Source organism: Pseudomonas rubra (genome assembly GCF_028656935.1).
GTDB lineage: Bacteria > Pseudomonadota > Gammaproteobacteria > Pseudomonadales > Pseudomonadaceae > Aquipseudomonas > Aquipseudomonas rubra.
Map to the genome: position 1 here is coordinate 90,380 of NZ_JAMDGZ010000012.1, position 24,954 is coordinate 115,333.

Annotated in this window: 23 protein-coding genes; 18 read left to right on the top strand and 5 right to left on the bottom strand. The window is 60.1% G+C overall.

What is annotated here, in order from left to right:
• Position 1 precedes the first annotated feature (1 nt).
• Positions 2-1,234 (bottom strand): 3-methyl-2-oxobutanoate dehydrogenase (2-methylpropanoyl-transferring) subunit alpha, encoded by a 1,233-nt coding sequence (locus M5G17_RS05445; RefSeq protein WP_273891990.1) that lies wholly within the window; start codon positions 1,232-1,234, stop codon positions 2-4.
• 201 nt (positions 1,235-1,435) lie between these two features.
• On the opposite strand from M5G17_RS05445, the gene bkdR reads away from it, so the two are divergent.
• The 3 genes from bkdR (at position 1,436) to M5G17_RS05460 (ending at position 4,854) form a co-directional block, all read left to right on the top strand.
• Entirely contained in the window at positions 1,436-1,921 is a 486-nt protein-coding gene (gene bkdR / locus M5G17_RS05450; RefSeq protein ID WP_045189126.1) for a Bkd operon transcriptional regulator BkdR, read from the top strand.
• A 216-nt stretch (positions 1,922-2,137) separates the two neighbouring features.
• On the top strand, positions 2,138-3,379 hold the full coding sequence (locus M5G17_RS05455) for a glutamine synthetase family protein (RefSeq protein ID WP_273892062.1): 1,242 nt from the start codon (positions 2,138-2,140) through the stop codon (positions 3,377-3,379).
• A 149-nt stretch (positions 3,380-3,528) separates the two neighbouring features.
• Positions 3,529-4,854 (top strand): MFS transporter, encoded by a 1,326-nt coding sequence (locus M5G17_RS05460; protein WP_273891991.1) that lies wholly within the window; start codon positions 3,529-3,531, stop codon positions 4,852-4,854.
• A 93-nt stretch (positions 4,855-4,947) separates the two neighbouring features.
• Here M5G17_RS05460 and M5G17_RS05465 read toward each other — a convergent pair whose 3' ends face one another.
• The 4 genes from M5G17_RS05465 to flgA all read right to left on the bottom strand — a co-directional run bounded on the left by M5G17_RS05465 (position 4,948) and on the right by flgA (position 7,523).
• Positions 4,948-5,691, bottom strand: a complete 744-nt coding sequence (locus M5G17_RS05465; protein WP_273891992.1) for a flagellar brake protein — start codon at positions 5,689-5,691, stop codon at positions 4,948-4,950.
• Between the two features lie 80 nt (positions 5,692-5,771).
• Positions 5,772-6,239 (bottom strand): flagella synthesis protein FlgN, encoded by a 468-nt coding sequence (locus M5G17_RS05470; protein ID WP_273891993.1) that lies wholly within the window; start codon positions 6,237-6,239, stop codon positions 5,772-5,774.
• A 45-nt stretch (positions 6,240-6,284) separates the two neighbouring features.
• Complete coding sequence (gene flgM, locus M5G17_RS05475; protein ID WP_273891994.1) at positions 6,285-6,602, bottom strand: flagellar biosynthesis anti-sigma factor FlgM; 318 nt, start codon at positions 6,600-6,602, stop codon at positions 6,285-6,287.
• A 168-nt stretch (positions 6,603-6,770) separates the two neighbouring features.
• Positions 6,771-7,523, bottom strand: a complete 753-nt coding sequence (gene flgA / locus M5G17_RS05480) for a flagellar basal body P-ring formation chaperone FlgA (RefSeq protein WP_273891995.1) — start codon at positions 7,521-7,523, stop codon at positions 6,771-6,773.
• Positions 7,524-7,592: 69 nt separating this feature from the next.
• On the opposite strand from flgA, the gene M5G17_RS05485 reads away from it, so the two are divergent.
• The 15 genes from M5G17_RS05485 (at position 7,593) to M5G17_RS05555 (ending at position 24,932) form a co-directional block, all read left to right on the top strand.
• Entirely contained in the window at positions 7,593-8,522 is a 930-nt protein-coding gene (locus M5G17_RS05485; protein ID WP_273891996.1) for a chemotaxis protein CheV, read from the top strand.
• 52 nt (positions 8,523-8,574) lie between these two features.
• A complete protein-coding gene (gene cheR / locus M5G17_RS05490) occupies positions 8,575-9,402 on the top strand; it encodes a protein-glutamate O-methyltransferase CheR (RefSeq protein ID WP_130263737.1) in 828 nt (275 codons plus the stop codon).
• Positions 9,403-9,570: 168 nt separating this feature from the next.
• The gene (gene flgB / locus M5G17_RS05495; RefSeq protein ID WP_130263738.1) at positions 9,571-9,978 is read left to right on the top strand and encodes a flagellar basal body rod protein FlgB; all 408 of its coding nucleotides are present in this window, start codon (positions 9,571-9,573) and stop codon (positions 9,976-9,978) included.
• Between the two features lie 3 nt (positions 9,979-9,981).
• On the top strand, positions 9,982-10,425 hold the full coding sequence (gene flgC, locus M5G17_RS05500) for a flagellar basal body rod protein FlgC (RefSeq protein WP_273891997.1): 444 nt from the start codon (positions 9,982-9,984) through the stop codon (positions 10,423-10,425).
• Positions 10,426-10,440: 15 nt separating this feature from the next.
• Positions 10,441-11,184 carry a flagellar hook assembly protein FlgD gene (flgD, locus tag M5G17_RS05505; protein ID WP_273891998.1) on the top strand — a complete coding sequence of 248 codons (744 nt, stop codon included), beginning with the start codon at positions 10,441-10,443 and terminating at the stop codon, positions 11,182-11,184.
• Between the two features lie 30 nt (positions 11,185-11,214).
• Positions 11,215-12,540, top strand: coding sequence for a flagellar hook protein FlgE (gene flgE, locus M5G17_RS05510; RefSeq protein ID WP_273891999.1), 1,326 nt, complete (start codon positions 11,215-11,217; stop codon positions 12,538-12,540).
• A 72-nt stretch (positions 12,541-12,612) separates the two neighbouring features.
• A complete protein-coding gene (locus M5G17_RS05515) occupies positions 12,613-12,801 on the top strand; it encodes a hypothetical protein (RefSeq protein WP_476453922.1) in 189 nt (62 codons plus the stop codon).
• A 189-nt stretch (positions 12,802-12,990) separates the two neighbouring features.
• Positions 12,991-13,731 (top strand): flagellar basal body rod protein FlgF, encoded by a 741-nt coding sequence (locus tag M5G17_RS05520; protein ID WP_130263741.1) that lies wholly within the window; start codon positions 12,991-12,993, stop codon positions 13,729-13,731.
• A gap of 45 nt (positions 13,732-13,776) precedes the next feature.
• On the top strand, positions 13,777-14,562 hold the full coding sequence (gene flgG, locus M5G17_RS05525) for a flagellar basal-body rod protein FlgG (protein ID WP_130263742.1): 786 nt from the start codon (positions 13,777-13,779) through the stop codon (positions 14,560-14,562).
• A gap of 54 nt (positions 14,563-14,616) precedes the next feature.
• Positions 14,617-15,312: a flagellar basal body L-ring protein FlgH gene (flgH, locus tag M5G17_RS05530; protein ID WP_130263743.1), complete on the top strand. Its 696-nt coding sequence runs from the start codon at positions 14,617-14,619 to the stop codon at positions 15,310-15,312.
• Between the two features lie 12 nt (positions 15,313-15,324).
• Positions 15,325-16,434 (top strand): flagellar basal body P-ring protein FlgI, encoded by a 1,110-nt coding sequence (locus tag M5G17_RS05535; RefSeq protein WP_273892000.1) that lies wholly within the window; start codon positions 15,325-15,327, stop codon positions 16,432-16,434.
• Between the two features lie 11 nt (positions 16,435-16,445).
• Positions 16,446-17,645 (top strand): flagellar assembly peptidoglycan hydrolase FlgJ, encoded by a 1,200-nt coding sequence (gene flgJ, locus M5G17_RS05540; protein WP_273892001.1) that lies wholly within the window; start codon positions 16,446-16,448, stop codon positions 17,643-17,645.
• Positions 17,646-17,655: 10 nt separating this feature from the next.
• A complete protein-coding gene (gene flgK, locus M5G17_RS05545) occupies positions 17,656-19,704 on the top strand; it encodes a flagellar hook-associated protein FlgK (protein ID WP_273892002.1) in 2,049 nt (682 codons plus the stop codon).
• Between the two features lie 13 nt (positions 19,705-19,717).
• Complete coding sequence (locus M5G17_RS05550) at positions 19,718-21,292, top strand: flagellar hook-associated protein 3 (RefSeq protein WP_273892003.1); 1,575 nt, start codon at positions 19,718-19,720, stop codon at positions 21,290-21,292.
• A gap of 73 nt (positions 21,293-21,365) precedes the next feature.
• On the top strand, positions 21,366-24,932 hold the full coding sequence (locus tag M5G17_RS05555; RefSeq protein WP_273892005.1) for a glycosyltransferase: 3,567 nt from the start codon (positions 21,366-21,368) through the stop codon (positions 24,930-24,932).
• Positions 24,933-24,954 lie beyond the last annotated feature (22 nt).

Below are 24,954 nucleotides of genomic sequence, written 5' to 3' on the forward strand. Positions count from 1 at the left end.
GTCAGATCCCCAGCTCCTGGCGCTGCCGGCGCAGGTGCTCCGGCATCTCCTTGTAGACATCCTCGAACATCGAAGCCGGGCTCGGCATCTGGCCGCCAGCCAGGGTGCCGTACTGCTCGGCTTCTTTCTGCGCCGTGATGATCTCGGCTTCGAGCTCGGCGGTGACCGCCTGGTGCTCTTGCTCGGACCAGTGACCAATGGCGATCAGGTGTTGTTTGAGGCGGGCGATCGGGTCGCCCAGGGGGAAGTGACTCCAGTCGTCGGCCGGGCGGTACTTGGACGGATCGTCCGAGGTCGAGTGCGGGCCGGCACGGTAAGTCACCCACTCGATCAGCGTCGGGCCCAGGCCACGGCGGGCGCGTTCGGCAGCCCAGCGCGAAGCGGCGTACACGGCGATGAAGTCGTTGCCGTCGACCCGCAGCGAAGCGATGCCGCAACCTACGCCACGGCCGGCGAACGTAGTCGATTCACCACCGGCGATGGCCTGGAAGGTCGAGATCGCCCACTGGTTGTTGACCACGTTGAGGATCACCGGTGCGCGGTAGACGTGGGCAAAGGTCAGGGCGGTGTGGAAGTCCGACTCGGCAGTGGCGCCGTCGCCGATCCAGGCCGAGGCAATCTTGGTATCGCCCTTGATGGCCGAGGCCATGGCCCAGCCCACGGCCTGGACGAACTGGGTCGCCAGGTTGCCGCTGATGGTAAAGAAACCGGCCTCGCGTACCGAGTACATGATCGGCAACTGACGGCCTTTGAGCGGATCGCGCTCGTTGGACAGCAGTTGGCAGATCATCTCGACCATCGACACATCGCGGGCCATGAGAATGCTTTGCTGGCGATAGGTCGGAAAGCACATGTCGCTGCGGTTCAGGGCCATGGCCTGGCCGCTGCCGATGGCTTCTTCGCCCAGGCTCTGCATGTAGAAGGACATTTTCTTCTGCCGCTGGGCAACCACCATGCGGCTGTCGAACAACCGGGTCTTGAGCATGGTGCGCATACCCTGGCGCAGGATCTCGGGGCTTACGTCCTCGGCCCATGGGCCCAGGGCGTTGCCTTGGTCATCCAGCACCCGGATCAGGCTGGAGGAGATGTCGGCGGTATCAGAGGCTTCTACATCGATGGGAGGTTTACGGACCTTACCGGCATCGTTCAGACGCAAGTAGGAAAAATCAGTCTGGCAGCCTGGCCGGCCTGTAGGCTCGGGCACATGCAAACGCAGGGGGGCGTACTCGTTCATGCTTTTTTACGCTCGCTCTGTCTTGTGTTTTTGTTGAGCTTTGAAGCGGTCGCTACTGACCCCCGGCTTGTGACCAGAGAGTCAGTCTTGTCCTACATGATATTCCGGCGCCTGAAGAATATTTTTCTCAAGTTCGTTGCCTTTGCTGCGGCTTGCGGATAAACATTCCTTATAAAGACAAAAAACAGGTGATTTTCTCTGATGCGCAAACTGGATCGTACCGATATCGGCATTCTCAACAGCCTGCAGGAAAATGCCCGCATCACCAACGCCGAACTGGCGCGCTCGGTGAACCTGTCGCCGACCCCCTGCTTCAATCGGGTCAAGGCCATGGAAGAGCTGGGGGTGATTCGCCAGCAGGTGACCTTGCTGGCGCCGGAGGTGCTGGGCCTGGATGTGAACGTGTTCATTCATGTCAGCCTGGAGAAGCAGGTCGAGCAATCCTTGCATCGATTCGAAGAGGAAATTGCCGAGCGCCCGGAGGTGATGGAGTGCTACCTGATGACCGGCGACCCCGATTACCTGCTGCGGGTGCTGTTGCCGAGCATCCAGGCGCTAGAGCGCTTTCTCGATTACCTCACCCGTTTGCCGGGGGTGGCCAACATCCGTTCGAGCTTTGCTCTCAAGCAGGTGCGCTATAAGACTGCGCTGCCGCTGCCGGCCAATGGCCTGACCTTGCCAGGCTGAGTGCTGTAGAAAATTACGATCACATGAGTAGCAGGCGCTTGAAATTTCGAACGCCGGGTGCCTATGTTGTCACCGTCGCCGTTCCCGGCATGCGAAAACAACAAGGATAGCGTCATGACGACCCATGGCCAAAGCTCTCTCGCCGAGCGATTGACGGGCATCGATGAGATCGAGTGCATTACCCCGGACCTCAATGGTGTGCCGCGCGGCAAGGTGATGACTGCCGAAGGTTTTGTCCAGGGCCGCCGCCTGCAGATGGCTCGCGGCGTGCTGTTGCAATGCATCATGGGCGGTTATCCGGCAGCGCGTTTTTATGGCAGCGATGATGGCGACCTGGCCCTGGTGGCCGATCCTCAGCATATCTATCGACTGCCGTGGAGCGATGAGCCCAGGGCCCTGGCCATTTGTGACGCGGTCGAGCTCAATGGTGAAAGCTCCGGGCTGTCCAGCCGTGGCCTGCTCAAGGCGGTGATCGCCCGGTACGTCGCCCGTGGCCTGGCGCCGGTGGTGGCGACCGAGCTCGAGTTCTTTGTCTTTGCCCCTAACCCCGACCCCGGCCAGCCGTTCCTGCCGCCGCTGGGCAAAGACGGTCGCCGCGAAGACGGCCAGTCGGCGTTCAGTGTCAGCTCCAACAATGGCCTGCGACCATTTTTCAACGAGGTCTATCGCTGCATGGCTGCCTTGGGGTTGCCACGCGATACCTTCATGCACGAGATGGGCGTCAGCCAGTTCGAGATCAATCTGCTGCATGGCGACCCGCTGCTGCTGGCCGACCAGACCTTACTGTTCAAGCATCTGCTCAAAGAGGTCGCGCTCAAGCATGGTTTGACGGTGGTGTGCATGGCCAAGCCGCTGGCGCATACACCGGGCAGTTCCATGCACATTCACCAGAGTCTGGTAGAGATTGGCAGTGGGCATAATGTCTTCAGCGATGCCGAGGGCAAGCCGACGCCAGCTTTCTATCACTTCATCGGCGGCCAGCAGGCGTGTATGGCTGACTTCACTGCCTTGTTCGCGCCGAACGTCAACTCTTATCAGCGCCTCTGCCATCCCTACGCCTCGCCCAACAATGCCTGCTGGTCCGAAGACAACCGCGCCGCTGGCTTGCGCATCCCGGCCAGTGCGCCAGTGGCGCGGCGGGTCGAGAACCGGCTGCCGGGCGCCGACAGCAACCCGTACCTGGCGATAGCCGCAAGCCTGGCGGCGGGTCTGCACGGTATCGAGCAGCAACTTGAACCGACCCCGGCGATTCAGGGTGAGTTCGAGGTGCCGGAACATTTGAGCCTGCCCTGTACCTTGCATGCAGCCCTGGAGCGTCTGAAACGAAGCCACTTGGCGCAGGAACTGTTTGGCAAGGAGTTCATCGAAGGCTACATCGCCACCAAGACCCTGGAGCTGACCAGTTTCTTCGATGAAATCACCCCGTGGGAGCGCCGCGTGCTGGCTGCCCAGGCATAACCGACGCGCTCGGTTTCAAGACAGGTGGCAGACATTTTCGACAATCGTCTGCCACCTGTTTTTTTATCCCCGACGCCTGCAAGGCCGTTATTTTCACTTATGCTTTCAAGCAGTTTTTCCACCAGCTCAAGGAGCCGTTCGGGACGCTGATGCGACAGATCTGGAAGTCTTTTCGCGCGCTGTATTTTGCCGCGCTGATGATGTTGATCGGCTCTGGCCTGTTGAGCACCTACCTGGCCTTGCGCCTGGCGGCCGACCATGTCGACAGCCTGTGGGTGGGTGCGCTGATGGCCGCCAACTATTTCGGCCTGGCTTTGGGCGGCAAGATCGGTCACCGGCTGATTGCCCGGGTCGGGCATATCCGCGCCTATGCCACCTGCGCCGGGATTGTCGGTGCGGCGGTGCTCGGTCATGGCCTGGTCAGTTGGCTGCCAGCCTGGGTGGTGCTGCGGGTGATTGTCGGTTTGGGGATGATGTGCCAGTACATGGTCATCGAGAGCTGGCTGAACGAGCAGGCCGACGCCAAGCAGCGCGGGGCGGTGTTCAGCGGCTACATGATTGCTTCTTACCTGGGGTTGGTGCTGGGTCAGTTGATCCTGGTGGCGCATCCGCAACTGGGCCTGGAACTGCTGATGCTGGTGGCCATGTGTTTTGCCCTGTGCCTGGTACCGGTGGCGCTGACCCGACGTATTCACCCGGCGCCGCTCAGGCCGGCACCCATGGAACCACGCTTCTTCATCAAGCGGGTGCCGCAGTCGCTAAGTACCGTGCTCGGTGCCGGGCTCATCGTCGGCTCCTTCTACGGCTTGGCGCCACTGTACGCAGCCAAGCAGGGGTTGAGTACCGAGCAGGTGGGGCTGTTCATGGGCTGCTGCATCTTCGCCGGTCTGTTGGTGCAGTGGCCGCTGGGCTGGTTGTCCGATCGCTACGACCGGGCGGTATTGATCCGCAGCGTTGCGGTGGGCCTGGCAATCGTGGCCTTGCCGTTGGCGATCATGCCGACCGTGCCGCTGGAGGTGCTGTTTGCCGCCGGTTTTGCCGTATCGCTGCTGCAGTTCTGTCTGTACCCATTGGCGGTGGCGTTTTCCAATGACCACGTCGAGAGCGAGCGCCGGGTTTCACTCACGGCGATGTTGCTGGTGACCTATGGCGTGGGCGCGAGTATCGGGCCGTTGGTGGCCGGGGTGCTGATGAAGGTGCTGGGCAATCAGATGCTCTATGCCTTCTTCGTATTTTTTGCCCTGGTGCTGGTCTGGCGGATTCGGCCGAAGGCGGTGACCGGCTTGCACCAGGTCGACGATGCGCCGCTGCATCACGTGGCCATGCCGGCGGCAGGTTCGCCACTGTCGGCAGCACTGGACCCACGGGTTGACGAGCAGGTGGTGCAGGATCAGATGCAGGCGCCGGTGGCAGCTGAGGATACCGAGGGGGAGGAGGGGGCTGAAGCTGAAGCGGTCAAGCCGACTCAGGTGTGATGCTATCGCGGGGCAAGTCGAGGCGTCGCACCGCCGCTCCCACAGGATCTTGTTGAACAGTGGGAGCGGGCTTGCCCCGCGATGGGCTACAACTCAGTAATCGTCTTTATCGAAGCGGCGCGCTTCACGCTGCAGTTGATAGACAAAGGTCTCGATCTTGCGCTGCATCTGCCCGTTGAGGTTGTGAAAGCGTACGCCGGCAAAGGTAGCGTTGATGCGTTCTTCGAAATGCAGATGGCGCAACTCCACCTCGACCATGGACAGGCCCAGCGGATTGCCGGTCCCGAACTTTTCATAGACCTGGCCCAGTTGCAGGCGCTCTTCAACGTTGCCTTCAAAGCGCAGCTTGCAGCCCGTGGCGGAAATATCCAGCAACTTGCCACGCATTTCGCCATTGCCCTTGAGCTTATCTCCGTCGAGCTTGACGTCTACCAGTTGGGTTAGCTTCAGTGCCGCGCGAAAGGCATTACGGCGTTGATGGTAGGCAATTTCAGTGGGCAGGCTGCCGTGGTAGCTGCGATGGCCGTCGGCCTCGACAATCTTCAGTGAGGTGTTGCACTCCCAGGCGATGCGTACACCATCATGAAAGCCTTCGACGCGAAACGGCTCACCATTTTCCAGGTAGCGCTCGCCGTCGCGGGGGATCATTTCATCAAGGGCCAGGCGGTTGCCTTCGCGGTCGACTTCGACCACATAGCTTTGAAAACGCTGGTTGCGTTCGTGGAAAGTGATGATCAGCGGGTCATGGCTCTCTTGCAGCGACCGCAAGTTGGCGGCAATTTCCAAAGGGGTAGTGAGCACCTTCGGAGGATGCGGAGCTTCTGCTTCATTGAACACGGTTAATCATTCTCCAGGCAAAAACGTCACACGCAAGTTACGGCATTTTGCCAGTATGTTCCGTGCCTTGATACAGGGAATCAAGCCTGGCTCAACGCCCGTGGCTTGTCGAGGGGAGAGGTGGCGCCGCGGCTGTCATAGAGCGAGGGTGCTTCGCCGCCCATGAGGATTCTGATCTGGTTGGCGGTGGTGCTCTGCTGGAGCTGGATCGAGCGGCCGTTGCGCTCGTTGACTGCCTGGCAATCAGCCATCAGTTGGCCCAGTACATCCAGTTGTTGCAGTAGCAGTTCGCCGAAAGATGAGTTGCTGGCCAGTTGGGCAACGCCTTCGCGGTCCTGGGACAGGCCCAGGCCGGCAAGCAGTTCACTGCGCTGGCGGCCATGCTGATCGAGAAGGATCACCAGCGACTGCTTGCGCGCCAGGATGTTCTCCAGCAGCGGCATGTCGCGACCGTGCAGGGCGACGTTCTCGGTCTGCAGCAGACCGAGCAGTTCTTGCGCTGGAGCAATATCGTTTTCGATCAGTTGCAGCAGAGTAGTGTCGTGCATGGCTGGCTCTTTGGTTCAAGCGTCCTGAAGTCAGCGCGCCAGTGGCTAGCGCTGGGCTTCGAAATTAAGCAGTTTGCTGGCGACGCGATTGCTGTCGACCTGGTAGCTGCCGTCGGCGATAGCCTGTTTCAACTCGGCCACCCGGGCGCTGTTGACAATCGGCTGGTCGCGCAGCTTGTCGCTGACCTTTTGCAACTGCTGTGCCTCGTGGCTCAGGTGTACGGTTTCCCCGCTGGCGCTGCTCTGGGCGACGCTGCCAGCCTTGGTGGAAGCCATGCTGGCGGTGCTTTCCTGGCTGCTGCCAGTGCGCACGCCGCCGGCAACGGACGGGGAATTATTCAAACGACTGAAGTCGATGACCATGATCAGAAAACCTCTGGGTGTTTGGACGCTTGCCTTGTTTTCGGCCAGCCCGAAAGAAACTTTAGGCGCAAATGCTCAACGGCATGCACGCCCGGTTCGGGGCATCCAATGGGACACAGTTTAGGAAAAGCAGTTCCTGATCGCCAGCGTTGTTATCGATTCAATTGCTTACATGGCCACTTCCACCTGGCCCGGCCCAGTCACCCTGGCCTTGACCACCCGTTTGGAGTTGAGGTTGCGCACTCGAATCTGTTCGCTCAGGCCGCCCTTGCTCAGGGCTTCGCCGGGCATGCGCACCGCCAGGCTTCCGCTGCGCGCGGTGATCACCACCTGATCGCCCTTGCGGACCACCTCGGCCTGTTCCAGGTGCTGAGGGGTAAGCACCTGGTCCATGACCGTTGGTCGGATAACCTTGAGCCCCACCGCCTGATCGAGGCTGCCCAGAAAACCCTGCTTGAGCATGCCTACGTCGCGCTCTCGCAGGGCTACGTCCTGTTCGCCGACGACGCTATCGCGCTTCAGTGGGCGGACGACGGTCACGACATTGCGAAAAAGACGTACCTGGGCGGGCACGAACACCGTCCATGGTGAACTGCCGTCGCAACGAACCCGCACGGTGACGCGGCCCATGGGCTGTGCCGGGCTCTCCAGCGAGGCGCCCAGTTGCTGGTCGCACAGCGGCATGCGCAGGCGCGGGTCGAGGTTGTTGACCTGGATCTCGTAACGACCCTCGGTCTGGCTGGTGGCCAGATAGTCTTCTACGGTGAATTCAAGAAACCCCTGGGTGACACCGATAAGCTGTTCGGGCAAGGTGAAAGCGTCAGCCAGAGTTCGAGCGCCAGGGGCCAGCAGGCACAGCGCAGCAAGGAAGCCGGGCAGGTGGCGGGTCAGGCGTCGGGAAAATGTCGTTTTCATGTTCATACGATTAAAAAAAGCAAAGCGCGTGCCGACTGGGTACGAAGCTCGAAGCGTTTGGTGAAGGAGTCTGGCATGGCTGGTGTAATGGATTCGGTAAACCAGCGCACGCAACTGGTAGGGCAGAACCGTCTGGAGCTGCTGCTGTTTCGCCTCAATGGCGAGCAGCTCTACGGGATCAACGTGTTCAAGGTGCGGGAAGTGTTGCAGTGCCCGAACCTCACCGTGATGCCCAAGTCCAGTCCCGTCGTGCGCGGTGTCGCGAATATTCGTGGGGCAACCATTCCGATCCTCGATCTGGCAATGGCGACCGGGATGCCCGGTCTGAGTGAAGAAACAAGCAAGAGCTTCGTCATCATCACCGAGTACAACACCAAGACCCAGGGGTTTCTGGTGCATTCGGTGGAGCGCATCGTCAACATGAACTGGGAAGAGATCCATCCGCCACCCAAGGGTACCGGGCGCGATCACTACCTGACGGCGGTGACCCGGGTCGACAACAAGATGGTCGAGATCATCGACGTGGAGAAGATCCTCGCCGAAGTAGCGCCAACCTCCGAGGCGATCTCCGCCGGTGTGGTCGATGCCGAGGTGCAGGACAAGGCCGTGATGCTGCGGGTGCTGACCGTCGATGACTCGTCGGTGGCGCGCAAGCAGGTCAGCCGTTGCCTGCAGACCGTCGGCGTCGAGGTGGTGGCGCTCAACGACGGCCGCCAGGCGCTCGAATACCTGCGCAAGCTGGTCGACGAAGGCAAGCGTCCGGAGGAAGAGTTCCTGATGATGATCTCCGATATCGAGATGCCGGAGATGGACGGTTACACCCTGACTGCCGAGATTCGCAGCGACCCGCGCATGCAAAAGTTGCACATCATCCTGCATACTTCGCTGTCCGGGGTGTTCAACCAGGCGATGGTCAAGAAGGTCGGCGCGGATGACTTTCTGGCCAAATTCCGCCCGGACGACCTTGCTCAGCGCGTTGTTGATCGGATCAAGGCCACGCACTAACGGCCAGGGGTATCGGCCCCTGGCAGTACATACGATTTAAGAGGCGGCATCAGTGTCTACGGGTAATTTGGATTTCGAACAGTTCCGGGTATTCCTGGAAAAAGCCTGTGGCATCCTGCTGGGCGAAAATAAGCAATACCTGGTCTCCAGCCGTCTCAACAAGCTGATGGAACAGCAGGGCATCAAGTCCCTGAGCGAGCTGGTGCAGCGTATTCAGAGCCAGCCGCGCAGCGGTTTGCGCGAGCAGGTCGTCGATGCCATGACCACCAACGAAACCCTCTGGTTTCGCGATACCTATCCGTTCGAGGTGCTGAAGAACAAGGTGCTGCCAGAGCAGATCAAGGCCAACCCCGGCCAGCGTCTGCGCATCTGGTCGGCAGCCTGTTCCTCAGGGCAGGAGCCGTACTCCATCTCCATGGCTATCGATGAGTTCGAGCGCAGCAACATCGGCCAGTTGAAGATGGGTGCGCAAATCGTTGCCACCGACCTGTCCGGTTCGATGCTGAACAACTGCAAGACCGGTGAGTACGACAGCTTGGCGATTGCCCGTGGGCTGTCCCAGGAGCGTCTGCAGCGTTACTTCGACGTCAAGGCGCCAGGGCGTTGGGCGGTCAAGGCGCCGATTCGCAGCCGCGTCGAGTTCCGTTCGTTCAACCTGCTCGACAGTTACGCGAGCCTGGGCAAGTTCGACATCGTGTTCTGCCGCAACGTGCTGATCTACTTCTCGGCCCAGGTCAAGAAGGACATCCTGATGCGCATCCACGGTACGCTCAAGCCGGGCGGCTATCTGTTCCTCGGCGCATCGGAAGCGCTCAATGGTTTGCCGGACCATTACCAGATGGTCCAGTGCAGTCCGGGGATTATCTATCAGGCAAAGTAAGCCGGCTAAATTGCCGCTTTGCTGACGCCAGGCGGAAACCCTTTGCCGCTTTTCTGGCATTGCCGCTGCCGGCAACCCCCTCAAAGCCCCGTATTTACGGGGTTTTGTTTTTTGGCATGGCTCTTGCTCTAGCTCAGTCAACGAAAAACCTTCGAAGGTTTCCCCGACATGAGCATCAGCTTCGACAAAGCGCTCGGCATCCACGAAAAGGCATTGGGCTTTCGCGCCCAGCGTGCCGAGGTGCTGGCCAACAACATTGCCAACGCCGACACGCCGAACTACAAGGCGCGCGACATGGACTTCGCTTCAGTCCTGGCAGCCCAGGCCGAGCAGACCAGCAAGGGTCATTTCTCGCTCGACCGGACCAATAGCCGGCACATCGAGGCAGAAGGCCTGAGCATGGGTGACGAAGCCCTGCAGTACCGCACACCCATGCAGCCGTCGATCGACCAGAACACCGTCGATGCCCAGCTCGAGCAGTCGAGCTACGCGGAAAACGCCGTGGGTTTCCAGGCCAGCTTTACGCTGCTCAACAGTAAATTCAAAGGGCTGGTATCGGCCCTGCGCGGAGAGTAATTCATGTCCCTCGCCAGTGTCTTCAACATTGCCGGTAGCGGCATGAGTGCCCAGACCACACGTCTGAACACCGTCGCTTCGAACATTGCCAACGCCGAAACCGTCTCGTCGAGCATCGACCAGACCTACCGTGCCCGTCACCCGGTGTTCGCCACCACCTTCCAGCAGGCCCAGGCCGGTGTCAGCCAGTCGCTGTTCCAGGACCAGGACGCCGCAGGACAGGGTGTGCAGGTGCTCGGCGTGGTGGAGGATCAGAGCAACCTTGAGGCGCGCTACGAGCCGAATCATCCGGCGGCGAACAAGGACGGCTACATCTACTACCCCAACGTCAACGTAGTGGAGGAGATGGCCGACATGATTTCCGCCAGCCGCTCGTTCCAGACCAACGCCGAACTGATGAACACGGCTAAAACCATGATGCAGAAGGTCCTGACCCTGGGTCAGTGATAAAGGACGAAGCCAATGGCAAGCGTTAACGACACCACTGCCGGCGTAAGCCTGAACGACGTCATCAAGGCGTCGGGCAAGAAGAACAGCGAAACCACCGCTAATAATGCCGCCGGTATCGCTGCGGCCACCAACAGCAAGACCGGCACCAACAAGCAGGCGCTGGGCAAGGACGCGTTCCTGCAGTTGCTGGTGACCCAGATGAAGCACCAGAACCCGCTCGATCCGCAGGACAACAGCGAGTTCGTGGCGCAGCTGGCGCAGTTCAGCAGCCTGGAAGGCATCACCTCGCTCAATGAATCGGTGACAGCGATTTCCGGCAACTACAAATCGTCGCAGGCGCTGCAGGCCTCTTCGCTGGTCGGTCGCTCGGTGATTGCCCAGACCGACAAGGCTGTGGTCGATACCACCAAGAGCTTCAATGGCTCGGTAGTGGTCCCTCAGGCGCTGAGCAACGCTACTGTCACCATTACCGACAAGGACGGCAAGGTGGTCAAGACCATCGACATGGGTGCACAGAAGGCCGGTAACGCTGCGTTCGTCTGGGACGGTACCAATGACAAGGGCGACAAGGTCGATCCGGGTACCTACACCTTCGCCGCCAAGACCACGATCGATGGCAAGAAGCTGGACATGTACACCATGCTGCCGGCCACCGTCAGCAGCGTCACCATCAGTCAGACTGGCGGCGAGATGATGCTCAATCTCGCAGGCCTGGGCAGCATTGCCCTGTCCAAAGTCCAAACCATCGGTATATAGAGCCGGCTAACGCGGCACAAGGAGTGAAAGATGTCATTCAATATCGGCCTTAGCGGTCTCTATGCAGCCAACAAACAACTGGACGTGACCGGCAACAACATCGCCAACGTCGCGACCACCGGTTTCAAGTCGTCGCGCGCAGAATTCGCTGACGTCTACTCGGCCAACAAGCTGGGTGTTGGTTCCAGCAACATTGGTAACGGTGTGCGCCTGGCGGCGGTATCGCAGCAGTTCACCAACGGCGATATCAACAACACCGGCAACGTGCTGGACATGGGTATCCAGGGGCAGGGCTTCTTCGTCCTTAGCGACAACGGCGCGCTCAGCTATACCCGTGCCGGTGCCTTCCAGACCAACAAGGACAACTATGTCGTCACCGCCGATGGCCTGCGTCTGCGCGGCTATGGCGTGGACGCAAACGGCAAGGTCATCAATGGCGTGCTGACCGACCTGAAAATCGATACCTCGGCGCTGGCGCCCAAGAGCACCACCGCGATTGATCAGGGCCTGAACCTGAACTCGTCGGACAAGACCATTCCGGCGACCGTCACCTTCAGTCCGACTGACGAAAACAGCTGGAACAAGACCTTCGCCACCAAAATCTATGACAGCCAGGGTAATGAGCACGTCATGGATCAGTACTACGTCAAGACCGGGACCAATACCTGGAAGTCGTACACCCTGGTCGATGGTCGCAACCCGCTGAACCCGGCTCAGGAGCCGCCACAACCGCTGGTGGGCAACATCGAGTTCAACTCCGATGGCAGCGTCAAGACCATGACCGCTGGTGCGGCAGGTTCGGGTTACGAAGTGGTGAACAAGGTCTTCAAACTGACGGGCTGGGTGCCTGCGACCGTGACCAATCCGAACGCCACGCCGCCGGTCTGGGGTTCCAATGGTTCGGCCGCCAATGCCGGTGGCATTTCCATCGACATGACTGCGACCACGTCCTACAACACCCCGACCACGCGCCTGTCGCAAAGCCAGGACGGTTACGCTACCGGTATCCTGTCGAACCTGAGCATCGACTCCAGTGGCGTAATGTTCGCAAGCTTCAGCAACCAGCAGTCTCGTGCCATCGGCCAGGTCGCGATCGCCAGCTTCGCCAACGAGCAAGGCCTGCAGCCAATGGGTGGTACCCGCTGGACTGAAACCTACTCCTCGGGCATTCCGGGTATCGATGCGCCGAAGACTGGCACCCTGGGTTCTATCCAGTCCAACTCGCTGGAGGCGTCCAACGTCAACCTGACCAATGAGCTGGTCGAGCTGATCAAGGCGCAGAGCAACTACCAGGCCAACGCCAAGACCATCTCGACCCAGAGCACCATCATGCAGACCATCATTCAGATGACCTGATGCGGGTTTGAAGTAGTCGGTGTGAATAGGCCCCTTTCTCGGAAGGGGTCTTGCATTTCAGGGGTATCGATCATGTTGCAACGATTGCTGATGGCGCTGTTCGCCGTTTTGCTGGTGGGGCAGGTCTGGGCTGATGCCGCGCCCTGGTATCGCTGGGAAAGTCAGGTGAGCGGTCGCCTGGTGTGCGCGCAATTCTCACCGGGGGAGGGCTGGAGGCGTTTTGCCGGTCCTTTCAATAATGCCGCCTGCCGCGACTATTGAGCTTGCCGCTAGCGGCAAGCCGGCGCCGTATTTTCGACGGCGTTTCTTTGGAGTGAGTGCTTTGGTGCGCCTCAAGCCCTTGTGAATCGGGGCTTTTCCGTCTTTTTTGAAAGTTGGTTTGAAACTTGCTAAAGACACTGCAGAGCAGCGGCGAACGGCAAGTGTTCGCCAGCGCAGCGGAGGATGACTGTGGACAAGATGCTATACGTGGCCATGACCGGCGCCAGCCAGAACGCGCTGGCGCAGAAGGCCCATGCCAACAACCTGGCGAACATTTCCACCAGCGGGTTTCAGCGCGACCTGGAGCAGGCACGTTCGATGCCGGTGTTCGGTGACAGCTTTCCGGCGCGGGCCTACGCCATGACCGAGCGCCCGGCCACCGATTTCAGCCCGGGTTCGATGCAGGAAACCGGTCGTGACCTGGACATCGCCATCGGTGGTGACGGCTTCATTGCCGTACAGACCCCGGATGGCGGCGAAGCCTATGTGCGTACCGCCAGCCTGAATATTGACGGCCTGGGTGTGCTGCGTGCCGGCAACGGCATGCCGGTGATGGGCAATGGTGGGCCGATTGCCGTGCCGCCAGAGCAGAAGGTCGAGATCGGCCAGGACGGCACCATCAGCATTCGCGCCATGGGCGAGGGGCCGCGGGTGATGGCCGAAGTTGACCGCATCAAGCTGGTCAATCCGGACCTCAAGACCATGACCAAGGGCCTGGACGGCATGATCCACACCAAGGACGGTCAGCCCGCCGTGGCTGATGCCAACGTTCAGGTGGTTTCCGGTTTCCTGGAGTCGAGCAACGTCAACGCGGTCGAGGAAATGACCTCGGTGCTGGCGCTGTCCCGTCAATTCGAATTGCACATCAAAATGATGACCACGGCCAAGGAAGGCGACGAAGCCATGGCTCGGGTTTTGCAAATCGGCTAATTACACAGACGTAGCGCCGTAAAACAGGCGCGCGAGGAGAACAGCATGCTTCCGGCTCTTTGGGTCAGTAAAACCGGTTTGTCCGCCCAGGACACCAACCTGACGACCATTTCCAACAACCTGGCCAACGTATCGACCACCGGCTTCAAGCGCGATCGCGCCGAATTCCAGGACCTGCTCTACCAGATCAAGCGTCAGCCAGGCGCCCAGTCGACACAGGACAGCGAACTGCCGTCGGGTCTGCAAGTGGGTACCGGTGTGCGTATTGTCGGCACCCAGAAAAACTTCAGTACCGGTAGCCTGCAGACCACCGATAACCCGCTGGACATGGCGGTCAACGGCCGTGGTTTCTTCCAGATCCTGCAGCCCGATGGCACCGTCTCCTACTCCCGTGACGGTACCTTCCACCTGAACTCCGATGGCCAGATCGTCACCGCCAACGGGTTTGCCCTGGAGCCTGCGATCGTCGTGCCGCCAGAGGCGAAGACCTTCACCGTTGGCCAGGACGGCACCGTGTCGATCACCACTGCCGGTAACCCGGCTGCGCAGGTCATCGGCAACATCCAGACCGCCGACTTCATCAACCCGGCCGGCCTGCAGGCCATGGGCAGCAACCTGTTCCTGGAAACCGCCGCCAGCGGCGCGCCGCAAATCGGTACCCCGGGCCTCAACGGTTTTGGTGTGATGCAGCAGCAGACCCTGGAAAATTCCAACGTCAGCACCGTGGAAGAGCTGGTCAACATGATCACTACCCAGCGTGCCTATGAAATGAATTCCAAGGTCATTTCCACTGCCGACCAGATGCTCTCGTTCGTTACCCAGAACCTGTAAGTAAAGTCTTCGAGGTCGCTTGAACGGCGCCTGTTTCACCGTGAGGTCAGAGTCATGAGTCGTGTGTTATCCGTACTTGCCCTGAGTGGGATCGCCTTGTTGGCCGGTTGCGTCGCGCCGACGCCCAAGCCCAACGATCCCTACTACGCGCCGGTATTGCCGCGAACGCCCTTGCCGGCGGCGGCCAACAACGGCTCGATCTACCAGGCCGGTTTCGATCAGAACCTGTACAGCGACCGCAAGGCTTTCCGGGTCGGTGACATCATCACCATCACCCTCAACGAGCGCACTCAGGCGAGCAAGAACGCCAACTCGCAGATCGCCAAGAACAGCAAGGCCGAACTTGGCCTGACTTCACTGTTCGGCAGTAGCGTGACCACCAACAACCCGTTTGGTGATGGCGACTTGAGCCTCAGTGCCGGCTACAACGGTGATCGTGCCACCAAAGGCGACAGCAAGGCGGCTCAGGGCAACACCCTGACAGGTTCGATCACCGTGACGGTGGCCGACGTGTTGCCCAATGGCATCATTGCCGTGCGTGGCGAGAAATGGCTGACCCTCAATACCGGCGATGAACTGGTGCGAATTGCCGGGATGATCCGTGCCGATGACATCGCCACCGACAACACCGTGCCTTCTACCCGTGTTGCCGATGCACGCATCACCTATTCGGGTACCGGCTCGTTCGCCGATGCCAGTCAGCCGGGTTGGCTTGACCGGTTCTTCATCAGCCCGCTTTGGCCTTTCTAGGTTCGGATGACCATGTTCAACTTCAAGCAGCTGATTGCCGCTACGATTCTGCTGTCCACTGCGTTCGCCGTGCAGGCCGAGCGTCTGAAGGACATCGCCAGTATTTCCGGCGTGCGTACCAACCAGCTGATCGGCTATGGCCTGGTGGTGGGGCTCAACGGTACGGGTGACCAGACCACCCAGACACCGTTCACCCTGCAGACCTTCAACAATATGCTCTCGCAGTTCGGCATCAAGGTGCCACCGGGGTCGGGCAACGTACAGCTCAAGAACGTCGCTGCGGTGTCGGTGCACGCCGACCTGCCAGCGTTCGCCAAGCCGGGCCAGGTGGTGGACATCACCGTCTCCTCGATCGGTAACTCCAAGAGCCTGCGTGGCGGTAGCCTGCTGATGACCCCGCTCAAGGGTATCGACGGCAACGTCTATGCCATTGCCCAGGGCAACCTGGTGGTGGGCGGCTTCGATGCCGAGGGTCGCGATGGTTCGAAGATCACCGTCAACGTACCGTCGGCCGGTCGCATCCCTGGTGGTGCTTCGGTCGAGCGCTCCGTGCCCAGCGGTTTCAATCAGGGCAACAGCCTGACCCTGAACCTCAATCGCCCGGACTTCACCACCGCCAAGCGCGTCGTCGATAAAGTCAACGAACTGCTCGGTCCTGGTGTTGCCCAGGCCCTGGATGGTGGCTCGGTGCGGGTTACCGCGCCGCTCGATCCAAGCCAGCGGGTCGACTACCTGTCGATTCTCGAGAACCTCGAAATCGATCCGGGCCAGGCGGTGGCCAAGGTCATCATCAACTCGCGCACCGGTACCATTGTGATCGGCCAGAACGTCAAGGTGTCGCCAGCGGCGGTCACCCACGGCAGCCTGACCGTGACCATTACCGAAGACCCGATCGTCAGCCAGCCGGGGCCATTCTCCAATGGTGAGACCGCAGTGGTGCCGCGTTCGCGGGTCAATGCCGAGCAGGAAGCCAAGCCGATGTTCAAGTTCGGCCCGGGTACTACCCTGGATGAAATCGTCCGGGCGGTGAACCAGGTGGGCGCAGCGCCCGGCGACCTGATGGCAATCCTCGAAGCCCTGAAACAGGCCGGCGCCTTGCAAGCCGACCTGATCGTGATCTGAGGGGGCTGGCCATGGATATGCCGAAAAGTGCATTCAATGCCGCCGACACGGGCGCCTATACCGACCTCAATCGCCTGAACTCGCTGAAGGTCGGTGATCGCGACAGCGATGCCAACCTGCGCAAGGTGGCCCAGGAATTCGAGTCGCTGTTCCTCAACGAAATGCTCAAGTCGATGCGCTCGGCCACTGATGTATTAGCCAAGGACAACCCGCTCAACACCGAGACCACCAAGCAGTACCAGCAGATGTACGACCAGCAACTGGCGGTGAGCATGTCCCGCGAAGGTGGCGGTATCGGCCTGCAGGAGGTGCTGATGCGTCAGCTGTCCAAGCAGAAGGCCAGCGCTGCGACGAACAACAGTCCGTTCCCGCGGGTGGATGTCGAGCAGCGTCCGTTGTGGGCGGCCAAGGTTGCCGAGCCTGTGCGCAGTGAAGAAACCGCCAGCACCCGCAATGACATGGCGGAGCTCAATTCACGCCGCCTGGCGCTGCCGGGCAAGCTCACCGATCGCCTGCTGGCAGGCATCGTGCCGTCGGCCGGCGCCGCCCCGGCCACCACCAATGCCGCGGCCATACCACAGCGCACCACGGCCATGACCGATGCCGTGGTCAAGGGCGACTGGCAGTCGGCGCAAAGCTTCGCAGCGCCAGGTTCGATGCGCATCTATGGCCGCGCCGTGGCGCAGCCGCCGCTGGCACCGGCCAAGCGGGCGTTCGGTAATTCCGATGAGTTCGTCGCCACCATGCTGCCAATGGCTGAGCAGGCCGCCAAGCGCATCGGTATCGATCCGCGTTACCTGGTGGCCCAGGCGGCGCTGGAAACCGGCTGGGGCAAGTCGGTCATGCGTCAGGCTGATGGCAGCAGCAGCCACAACCTGTTCGGCATCAAGGCCACCGGCAACTGGCAGGGTGGCCAGGCGCGGGCGATCACCAGCGAGTTCCGTGACGGCCAGTTCGTCAAGGAGACGGCGGCGTTCCGCTCCTACGACTCCTATCAGGACAGTTTCCACGACCTGGTCAGCCTGCTGCAGAACAACGCCCGCTATAAAGAAGCGGTCAAGTCTGCCGATAAACCGGAACAGTTTGTACGCGAGTTGCAGAAAGCCGGTTACGCAACCGACCCGGACTACGCGAGCAAGATTTCGCAGATCGCCAAGCAGATGAAATCGTACGAAAGCTACGCAGCGATTGGCACTACAACGAAACTATAAGGTTTGAACCATGGCGAGTTTGATCAACATCGGGATGTCGGGCATCAACGCCAACCAGGCGGGCCTGCACACCACGGGTAACAACATTGCCAATGCCGATGTTGCCGGTTATTCGCGCCAGCAGAACGTGCAGCGGTCCAACGGTGCCCAGCAGGTGGGCAACGTCTTCATTGGTACCGGCACGACCCTGTCCGATGTACGTCGGGTGTACAACAGCTACCTTGAAAACCAACTGCGCACCACCACCTCGTTGAGCAGCGATGCCGCCTCGTACCTGAAGCAGGTCGGGCCGGTCGACGAGCTGTTGTCCGGTGCCGATACGGGCATCACCGGCGCGCTGAAGAGTTTCTTCAGTGCTCTGCAGAGCTCTGCGGCCAAGCCTAATGAAGATGCTTCGCGTCAGTTGCTGCTGACCAGTGCGCAATCGCTGAGCAAGCGTTTCAATACCATCGCCAACCAGCTCAACGAGCAGAACCGCAACATCAATGGCAACCTCGCTTCCATGGCCGATCAGGTCAACAAGCTGACGGCGACCATTGCTCAGTACAACGACCAGATCTCCAGGGTAGCGGTGGTGCAGGGCTCCCCGAACGACCTGCTCGATCAACGCAACGAAGCCGTGCGCCAGCTTTCCGAGCTGGTCGGTACCCAGGTGGTCGAGCGCGAAGGCAACATCGACATCTATCTGGAAAACGGCCAGCCGCTGGTGTTGGGCAAGACCACCAACAACCTTGAGACTGCACCGAGCAAGACCGACCCGACTCGCTTCGTCGTCCAGCTCAATCGTGGCAGCACCACTATGGACGTCACCTCCAGCCTCAAGGGCGGCGAGATCGGCGGCCTGTTGCGTTATCGCAGCGAAGTGCTGGACCCGTCGCTGAACGAGCTGGGGCGTGTGGCCCTGGTCATGGCCGACCGCATCAACAGCCAGCTGGCCCAGGGTATCGACAAGAACGGCGAGTTCGGCGCGGCCTTGTTCAACAACATCAACAGCCCCGAGCTGATCAGCCAGCGCAGCATTGCCCAGGCGGGCAACAGCGTAGGCTCCGGCAACCTTGATGTGACTATCAAGGACACCGGCAAGCTGAGCATCAGTGACTACCAGGTAACCTTCACCAGTGCCACCGGCTACAGCGTCAAGAAGCTGCCGGAAGGTAACACCATCGGCTCGTACAATCTCAACGACGATCCGGCACCGGTCATCGACGGCTTCAGCCTCAACCTCAAAGGCGGTGCGGTACAGGCGGGTGACACCTTCAAAATCACCCCGACCCGCAATGCCGCGACCAACCTGGACACCGTCCTCACCGACCCCAAGCGCCTGGCGATGGCCTCGCCGCTGACCTCCACCAGCGGTTCGGGCAACGAGGGCACCGGCATCATCGGTCAACCTAACCTGACCTCGACCCTGGATATCTACGATCCGGTCCAGCGTCTTGACCTGCAGAACGGTCTGAAGTATTCGACCCCGGTCAAACTGGTATTCGGTGACGAAAAGGTCACCCCGCAAACCTACAAGTTGCTCGACGCCAAGGGTGATCCGCTGGGCAGTGGCACGATCATTCCGGGCCAGGAAAACAAGTTGCAGTTCTCGGTGCCGATGGTCAATGCCGCCGGCGCGCCGATCAACGACGCCAACGGCAATCAGAAATCCTTCACCTTCGAGATGAGCGTGTCCGGTGCGCCGAAGAAAGGTGACAACTACGTCATCGGCATGACCGGCTCGGGCTCGGACAACAATCGCAATGGTCAGGCGGTAATCGACCTGCAGACCAAGGGCACCGTCGAAGTTGGCGCCAATGGCAAAGGCATCAGCCTCACCGACGCTTACGGCAAACTGGTGGAAAACGTCGGCGGCAAGACCGCGCAGGCGAAGATGGACGTTGACTCCACAGGTGCGCTGCATACCGCGGCCAAAACTTCGCGCGATTCGTTGTCGGGCGTTCTGCTCGATGAAGAAGCCAGCAACCTGATCAAATACCAGCAGTACTACACGGCCTCGTCGCAGATCATCAAGGCGGCACAGGAAATCTTCTCCACGCTGATCAATGCCCTTTAAGGAGTGGTAGACCGTGCGTATTTCTACTTCCCAGTTTTACGAAACCAGTACCTCGAATTATCAGCGCAACTTTTCTAATGCGGTCAAGACCGGGCAGCAGGCCAGCGATAACATCCGCGTGCGTACCGCAGCCGATGATCCGGTGGGCGCCGCGCGCCTGCTGCAGTTGCAACAGCAGAGCAACCTGCTCGAGCAGTACAACGGCAACATCACCAATGTGCGCAACAGCCTGGGTACCTCCGAGTCGACCCTCAACGGCATCACCAATGTTCTGGCGCGGGCGAAGGAGCTGGCCATCAGCGCCGGTAGCGGTGGTTATACCGACGCCGACCGCAAGGCTGCCGCCCAGGAACTGACCCAGCTCGAAGAGCAGCTGTACAACCTGATGAACAGCCGCGACGAGAACGGCAAGTACCTGTTCGCAGGTTCGCGTGGCGACACTCAGCCGTATGTGCGAAATGCCGACGGTACCTACAGCTACCAGGGCGACCAGAGCACCTTGAATCTGCAGGTCGGCGATATGCTCAACATGGCCGCCAATGAAAGCGGTTACAGTGTGTTTGAGCAGGCCCTGAATACCAGCCGCAGCCAGACTAAACTGACCTCGCCGGCGGTGGATGATGGCCGAGTACACCTGTCCAATGGCCAGGTCTCCGGCAGCACCCAGTACAACGATCGTTTCCGGGGCGGTGAGCCTTATACCGTCACCTTTACCAGCAGCACGCAGTTCAAGATCACCGATGCGGCCAACAACGATGTGACACTGGAAACCACCGGCAACGGCGCTTTCGACCCGAAAAATCCGGGTAGCATCACCTTCCGTGGTGTCGAGATGGCGCTGGATATCAACCTCTCGGAGGCCGACAAGGCCAACCCTGATGCGGTGATCGCCGGCCATACCTTCACCCTGGCCTCAAAGCCCGACCAGGTCGGTGGATCGCGTAGCCCGGGCAACACTTCAATGGCGCAGATCAGCAGTGCCAACATCAGCAACCAGACCGACTACGAGAATGCCTTCCCGGGTGGCGGTGCAATTATCAAGTTCACCAGCCCAGGCGCCTATGAAGTATACGCCCAGCCCATGAACGCTGATGCGCGTCCGGTTGCCAGCGGCAACTTGACCGGCACGCCAGCGACCAAGGCGACCATTGCTGGTGTGGATTTTGATTTCTCGTCGGTGCCGGCTGCGGGTGATCAGTTCGCGGTCAAGGTCGATACCCACCAGACCCAGAACATCCTCGACTCCATCTCGGAGTTCCGCAAGGCGCTGGAGTTGCCGGTCGATAAAGACCTGCCATCGCGGCAGAAGTATCAGGCCGCCCTGCAGTCGGCGCTTGGCAATCTGGACAGTGGCGCCAACAAGGTCGCCGAGGCCATCAGCTCGATTGGTGCCCGCGGCGCGGCCCTGGATGTTCAGGCCGAAACCAACGAAAGCCTGAAAATGGCCAACACCAAGACCCAGAGTTCGATCCGTGATGCCGACCCGGCCGAAGTGCTGATTCGCCTCAACCTGCAGCAGACCATGTTGCAGGCCTCGCAACTGGCGTTTACCAAGATCTCCTCGCTGAGCTTGTTCAACCGGCTCTGATACATCTTCGCCCCACATCTGCGGGTGACGCCCATTGCCGGCGTCACCCGCATGCCTCTCCGGGTTTACCTCCATGATCGAACAGCCGCTCGTCAGTATCGCCATTCCTGCCTTCAACCCTGAGTTCTTCAGTCGTGCGCTGCTCAGCGCCATTTTCCAGCGCTACGCCAACCTGGAAGTCATTGTGTGCGATGACAGTCAGGGTGACGAGATCAAAACCATTTTCGATGAGTGGGCCGGGCAGGCGAAGTGCGAACTGCGTTATGTGCGCAACCCTGGGACACTGGGTTTTGCCGGCAACCTGTTGCAGTGCCTTGAGCATTCTCGGGGTGCCTACATCAAGTTTCTCTGCGATGACGACTGGTTGATCGATGGCTGTATTGAGCGGCAGGCACAAGTCATGTCCGATTGCCCGGAAGTCAACCTGGTAGTCAACCATCGGCTGATTTGCGCAGCGGATGAGACGATTTTGCCGTCACGCCCGGACAACTGTCTGATCGCCCCCTGCAGCGCGATTCTCAATGGCGGTGATTTGCTCGATGCAGTCGCCAGTAAGGTGCCCAACCTATTTGGTGGCATCAGCCATATGCTCATGCGCCGGGGCCCGGTAGAGCAATACCTTCCCCAGTTGGCACAGCCGGGTGCAGGATTTGTTGCGCGCCTGGATATGGCGCTTTACATCTGCCTGTTGCGTCACGGGCACTTGGCTTGCTTGTCCGACATGCTCAGTCTTGAGCGCGTTCACGCAGGTCGCCTGAGTCACCAGGCGGGTATGACCCTGGCCCAAAAGAGCGAGAGTGAATGGCTGCAGCAGATGCTCGAGGCGCGCACCTGCGAGCCGCCGCCCGCCGTTGGCTGGGTTCGCTATGTAGCGCTTGAGGACTATCGTTCGGGCCAGGCGCTGGAGTGGGAAGAATACGAACTGACCCGCCTGTATGCCGGGCAGTTGGGCAACTATCAACAACAGGTCGGCACCTATAGCCTGAGTTTTGCCGAGCTCTACGCCGAGTGGCTTGACTGTCGCACCTTGTCAGAGGCTCAGGTCCGGCTGTTGCCCAAGCGCATCGAGCAGTGGCCATGTCAGCCGCGCATCGTGATGGTGGTGTTCGATCCGCAAGCAGAGGCGCATGCACTGAAGGCGACGCTCGACAGCCTGGCCTGTCAGTCCTATCCAGCGCATCAGGTCTGGGTACTCGGTGCCCACGAGCAACGCGTGGATGACGCCGGCGTCGAGTGTATCCAGCTGCACGGCAATGGTTTTGAGCAATTGAATGCACGGATCGCGAGCGCCGAGACGGCGGACTGGGTCTTTCTCCTGCAGGCTGGTGATCGCCTGCATCCGCATGCGCTGGTGATCATGGCCGAGCGTATGGCCCTGCATCCGGACAGGTTGTGCCTGTACACCGACGAGGGTAGCGACGACAACCTGCAGGTCGGGCAACCGATCTTCAAGCCCGACTTCAATCTCGACCTGATGCGCAGTTTTCCCTTTGTCGGGCGCATGCTGGCTTTCCAGCGTACTCAGTTGCTCGCGTCAGGCGGATTCGCCACCGACTACGATGTGCTTGCACCTCAGGACCTGCTCTGGAGGCTGGTTGAGGCTCATGGTCTGCAGGTGGTCGAGCATGTGGCCGAACTGCTGGTGCAGTGTCAGTACAACTATACCGCTTGGCAGTCAGCGCCAGCCTGCATTGCCCAAGCGCCACGTATCCTGCAGGCGCACCTGCAACGGCTGGGTGTCGAGGCTGAACTGGTATCGGCGCAGAACAGCATGCTGACCCGGGTACTTTACCGGCACGGCGATACACCGGCGGTCTCTATCATCATCGCCGCCGGCCAGCATTTGCAGCCGTTGCGCCGCTGTGTCGAGTCGATTTTCGAACACACCGCATATCGCAACTATGAAGTCCTGATTGCGGTCAATGGCGAGGAGCCTGAAGATCTGCAGGGCTGGCTGGGTGCTATGAGTGAGCTCGGCAGTGACCAACTGCGCATCATCCGGATCAATGCCGTTGGCGGGCCACAACTGTATAATCTGGCTGTTGAACAGGCACGTGGCAACTATCTGCTATTGCTCGATGCTGGCTGCGTGATGTTTGACGCTCAGTGGCTGACTGAGATGATGAGCCAGGCTCAGCGCCCGGAAGTTGGTGTGGTCGGGCCGAAGATATGTAACAGCTCCGGCATGGTTGTCAGTGCTGGGTTGTTGCTCGGTTTGCACGGGCCGGCGGGGAGTCCCTTTTATGCCCAGTTGGTCGACAGCAGCGGATACATGAATCGTCTGGTAGCGGTACAGAACCTCAGTGCTGTCAGCGATGACTGCCTGCTGGTAAGACGTGAACTGTTCGTGGAGTTGGGTGGCCTGGCTTCAGAGGTGTTCAAATCCCAGCTCTTGGATGCCGATCTTTGCTTGCGAGTGCGGGATCAGGGTTACTTGGTGGTATGGACACCCTTTTCGCTAGTAGCGCACATGTCTGCCGATGTAAGCGCCGACCCCTCGCTCAAAGAGCGGGATCAGCATGCGTTCTATCAGCGCTGGCTGGCGCGAGTGGCCAATGACCCGGCCTACAACCGCAACCTCAGCCTGAAGCTTTCAAGCTACTACCTGGACCCAGGCTTGCGTACCGGTTGGGATCCGTTCATCGGCCGCCCGTTACCCTTTGTGCTGGGATTGCCGATCAACACCACAGCGGTCGGGCACTATCGGGTGGTCCAGCCTTTTATCGAGCTGGAGCGCGCAGGCTGGATTCAGGGGCAACTGGATTACTCCACCCCCAGCACGATCGAATTGGAGCGCTGCAAACCGGATTCCATCATCCTGCAGTGCCGCTATATGACCGCTTCAGCCCGGCAGATCGAGCTCATCAAAGAGTTCTCCAATGCCCGGCGTATTTACGAGATCGACGACTACATCATCGATGTGCCGCTAAAGAACGCACACAGACGAAACATGCCGGAGAACATCCGAGAGCTGGTGAGCTTTGGCATCGCCCTTTGTGACCGCGTGGTGGTTTCCACCCAGCCGCTGGCCGATGCACTGTCGAGCCTGCACCACGATATCCGGGTGGTGCCGAACATGCTTGCGACACAAATGTGGAGCGGCTTGAAGAGCTATCGCCAGACCTCCCTCAAGCCGCGCGTTGGATGGGCGGGTGGCACCAGCCATCGAGGCGATCTGGAGCTGATCGCCGATGTGGTGAAGGCGCTGGCGAATGAAGTGGACTGGGTGTTCTTCGGCATGTGCCCGGATCTCCTCAAGCCCTACGTCAAGGAGTTCCATACCGGTATCGCAATGTCGCTGTACCCGCAGAAATTGGCAAGCTTGAACCTGGACCTGGCGCTGGCACCGCTTGAGTCCAACTTGTTCAACGACTGCAAGAGCAACCTGCGCTTACTTGAGTATGGCGCGTGCGGTTTCCCGGTGGTTTGTGCCGATACCAAGGCCTATCAGGGCTACTTGCCTTGTACACGGGTGGTTGGCAACTCGACGCAGGCCTGGCTGGACGCGATCCGCATGCATCTGGACGATCCCCAGGCCAGTTATCGCCAGGGCGATGCCTTGCGCGAAGTGGTGTTGCGCGACTTCATGCTGACACCTGACAAGCTTCAGCACTGGGCTAACGCCTGGTTGGCCGATTAACGACAATGGCCGGCATTTTTGC

Bases quoted from the DNA above. Each gene is read 5' to 3' on its own strand.
- flgJ (WP_273892001.1), top strand. From the start codon at position 16,446: ATGGATATGCCGAAAAGTGCATTCAATGCCGCCGACACGGGCGCCTAT.
- flgB (WP_130263738.1), top strand. From the start codon at position 9,571: ATGAGCATCAGCTTCGACAAAGCGCTCGGCATCCACGAAAAGGCATTG.
- M5G17_RS05515 (WP_476453922.1), top strand. From the start codon at position 12,613: ATGTTGCAACGATTGCTGATGGCGCTGTTCGCCGTTTTGCTGGTGGGG.
- M5G17_RS05445 (WP_273891990.1), bottom strand. From the start codon at position 1,234: ATGAACGAGTACGCCCCCCTGCGTTTGCATGTGCCCGAGCCTACAGGC.
- flgH (WP_130263743.1), top strand. From the start codon at position 14,617: ATGAGTCGTGTGTTATCCGTACTTGCCCTGAGTGGGATCGCCTTGTTG.
- M5G17_RS05485 (WP_273891996.1), top strand. From the start codon at position 7,593: ATGGCTGGTGTAATGGATTCGGTAAACCAGCGCACGCAACTGGTAGGG.
- flgG (WP_130263742.1), top strand. From the start codon at position 13,777: ATGCTTCCGGCTCTTTGGGTCAGTAAAACCGGTTTGTCCGCCCAGGAC.
- M5G17_RS05535 (WP_273892000.1), top strand. From the start codon at position 15,325: ATGTTCAACTTCAAGCAGCTGATTGCCGCTACGATTCTGCTGTCCACT.
- flgD (WP_273891998.1), top strand. From the start codon at position 10,441: ATGGCAAGCGTTAACGACACCACTGCCGGCGTAAGCCTGAACGACGTC.
- flgC (WP_273891997.1), top strand. From the start codon at position 9,982: ATGTCCCTCGCCAGTGTCTTCAACATTGCCGGTAGCGGCATGAGTGCC.
- flgA (WP_273891995.1), bottom strand. From the start codon at position 7,523: ATGAACATGAAAACGACATTTTCCCGACGCCTGACCCGCCACCTGCCC.
- M5G17_RS05460 (WP_273891991.1), top strand. From the start codon at position 3,529: ATGCGACAGATCTGGAAGTCTTTTCGCGCGCTGTATTTTGCCGCGCTG.
- flgK (WP_273892002.1), top strand. From the start codon at position 17,656: ATGGCGAGTTTGATCAACATCGGGATGTCGGGCATCAACGCCAACCAG.
- bkdR (WP_045189126.1), top strand. From the start codon at position 1,436: ATGCGCAAACTGGATCGTACCGATATCGGCATTCTCAACAGCCTGCAG.
- M5G17_RS05470 (WP_273891993.1), bottom strand. From the start codon at position 6,239: ATGCACGACACTACTCTGCTGCAACTGATCGAAAACGATATTGCTCCA.
- flgE (WP_273891999.1), top strand. From the start codon at position 11,215: ATGTCATTCAATATCGGCCTTAGCGGTCTCTATGCAGCCAACAAACAA.
- flgM (WP_273891994.1), bottom strand. From the start codon at position 6,602: ATGGTCATCGACTTCAGTCGTTTGAATAATTCCCCGTCCGTTGCCGGC.
- M5G17_RS05455 (WP_273892062.1), top strand. From the start codon at position 2,138: ATGACTGCCGAAGGTTTTGTCCAGGGCCGCCGCCTGCAGATGGCTCGC.
- M5G17_RS05555 (WP_273892005.1), top strand. From the start codon at position 21,366: ATGATCGAACAGCCGCTCGTCAGTATCGCCATTCCTGCCTTCAACCCT.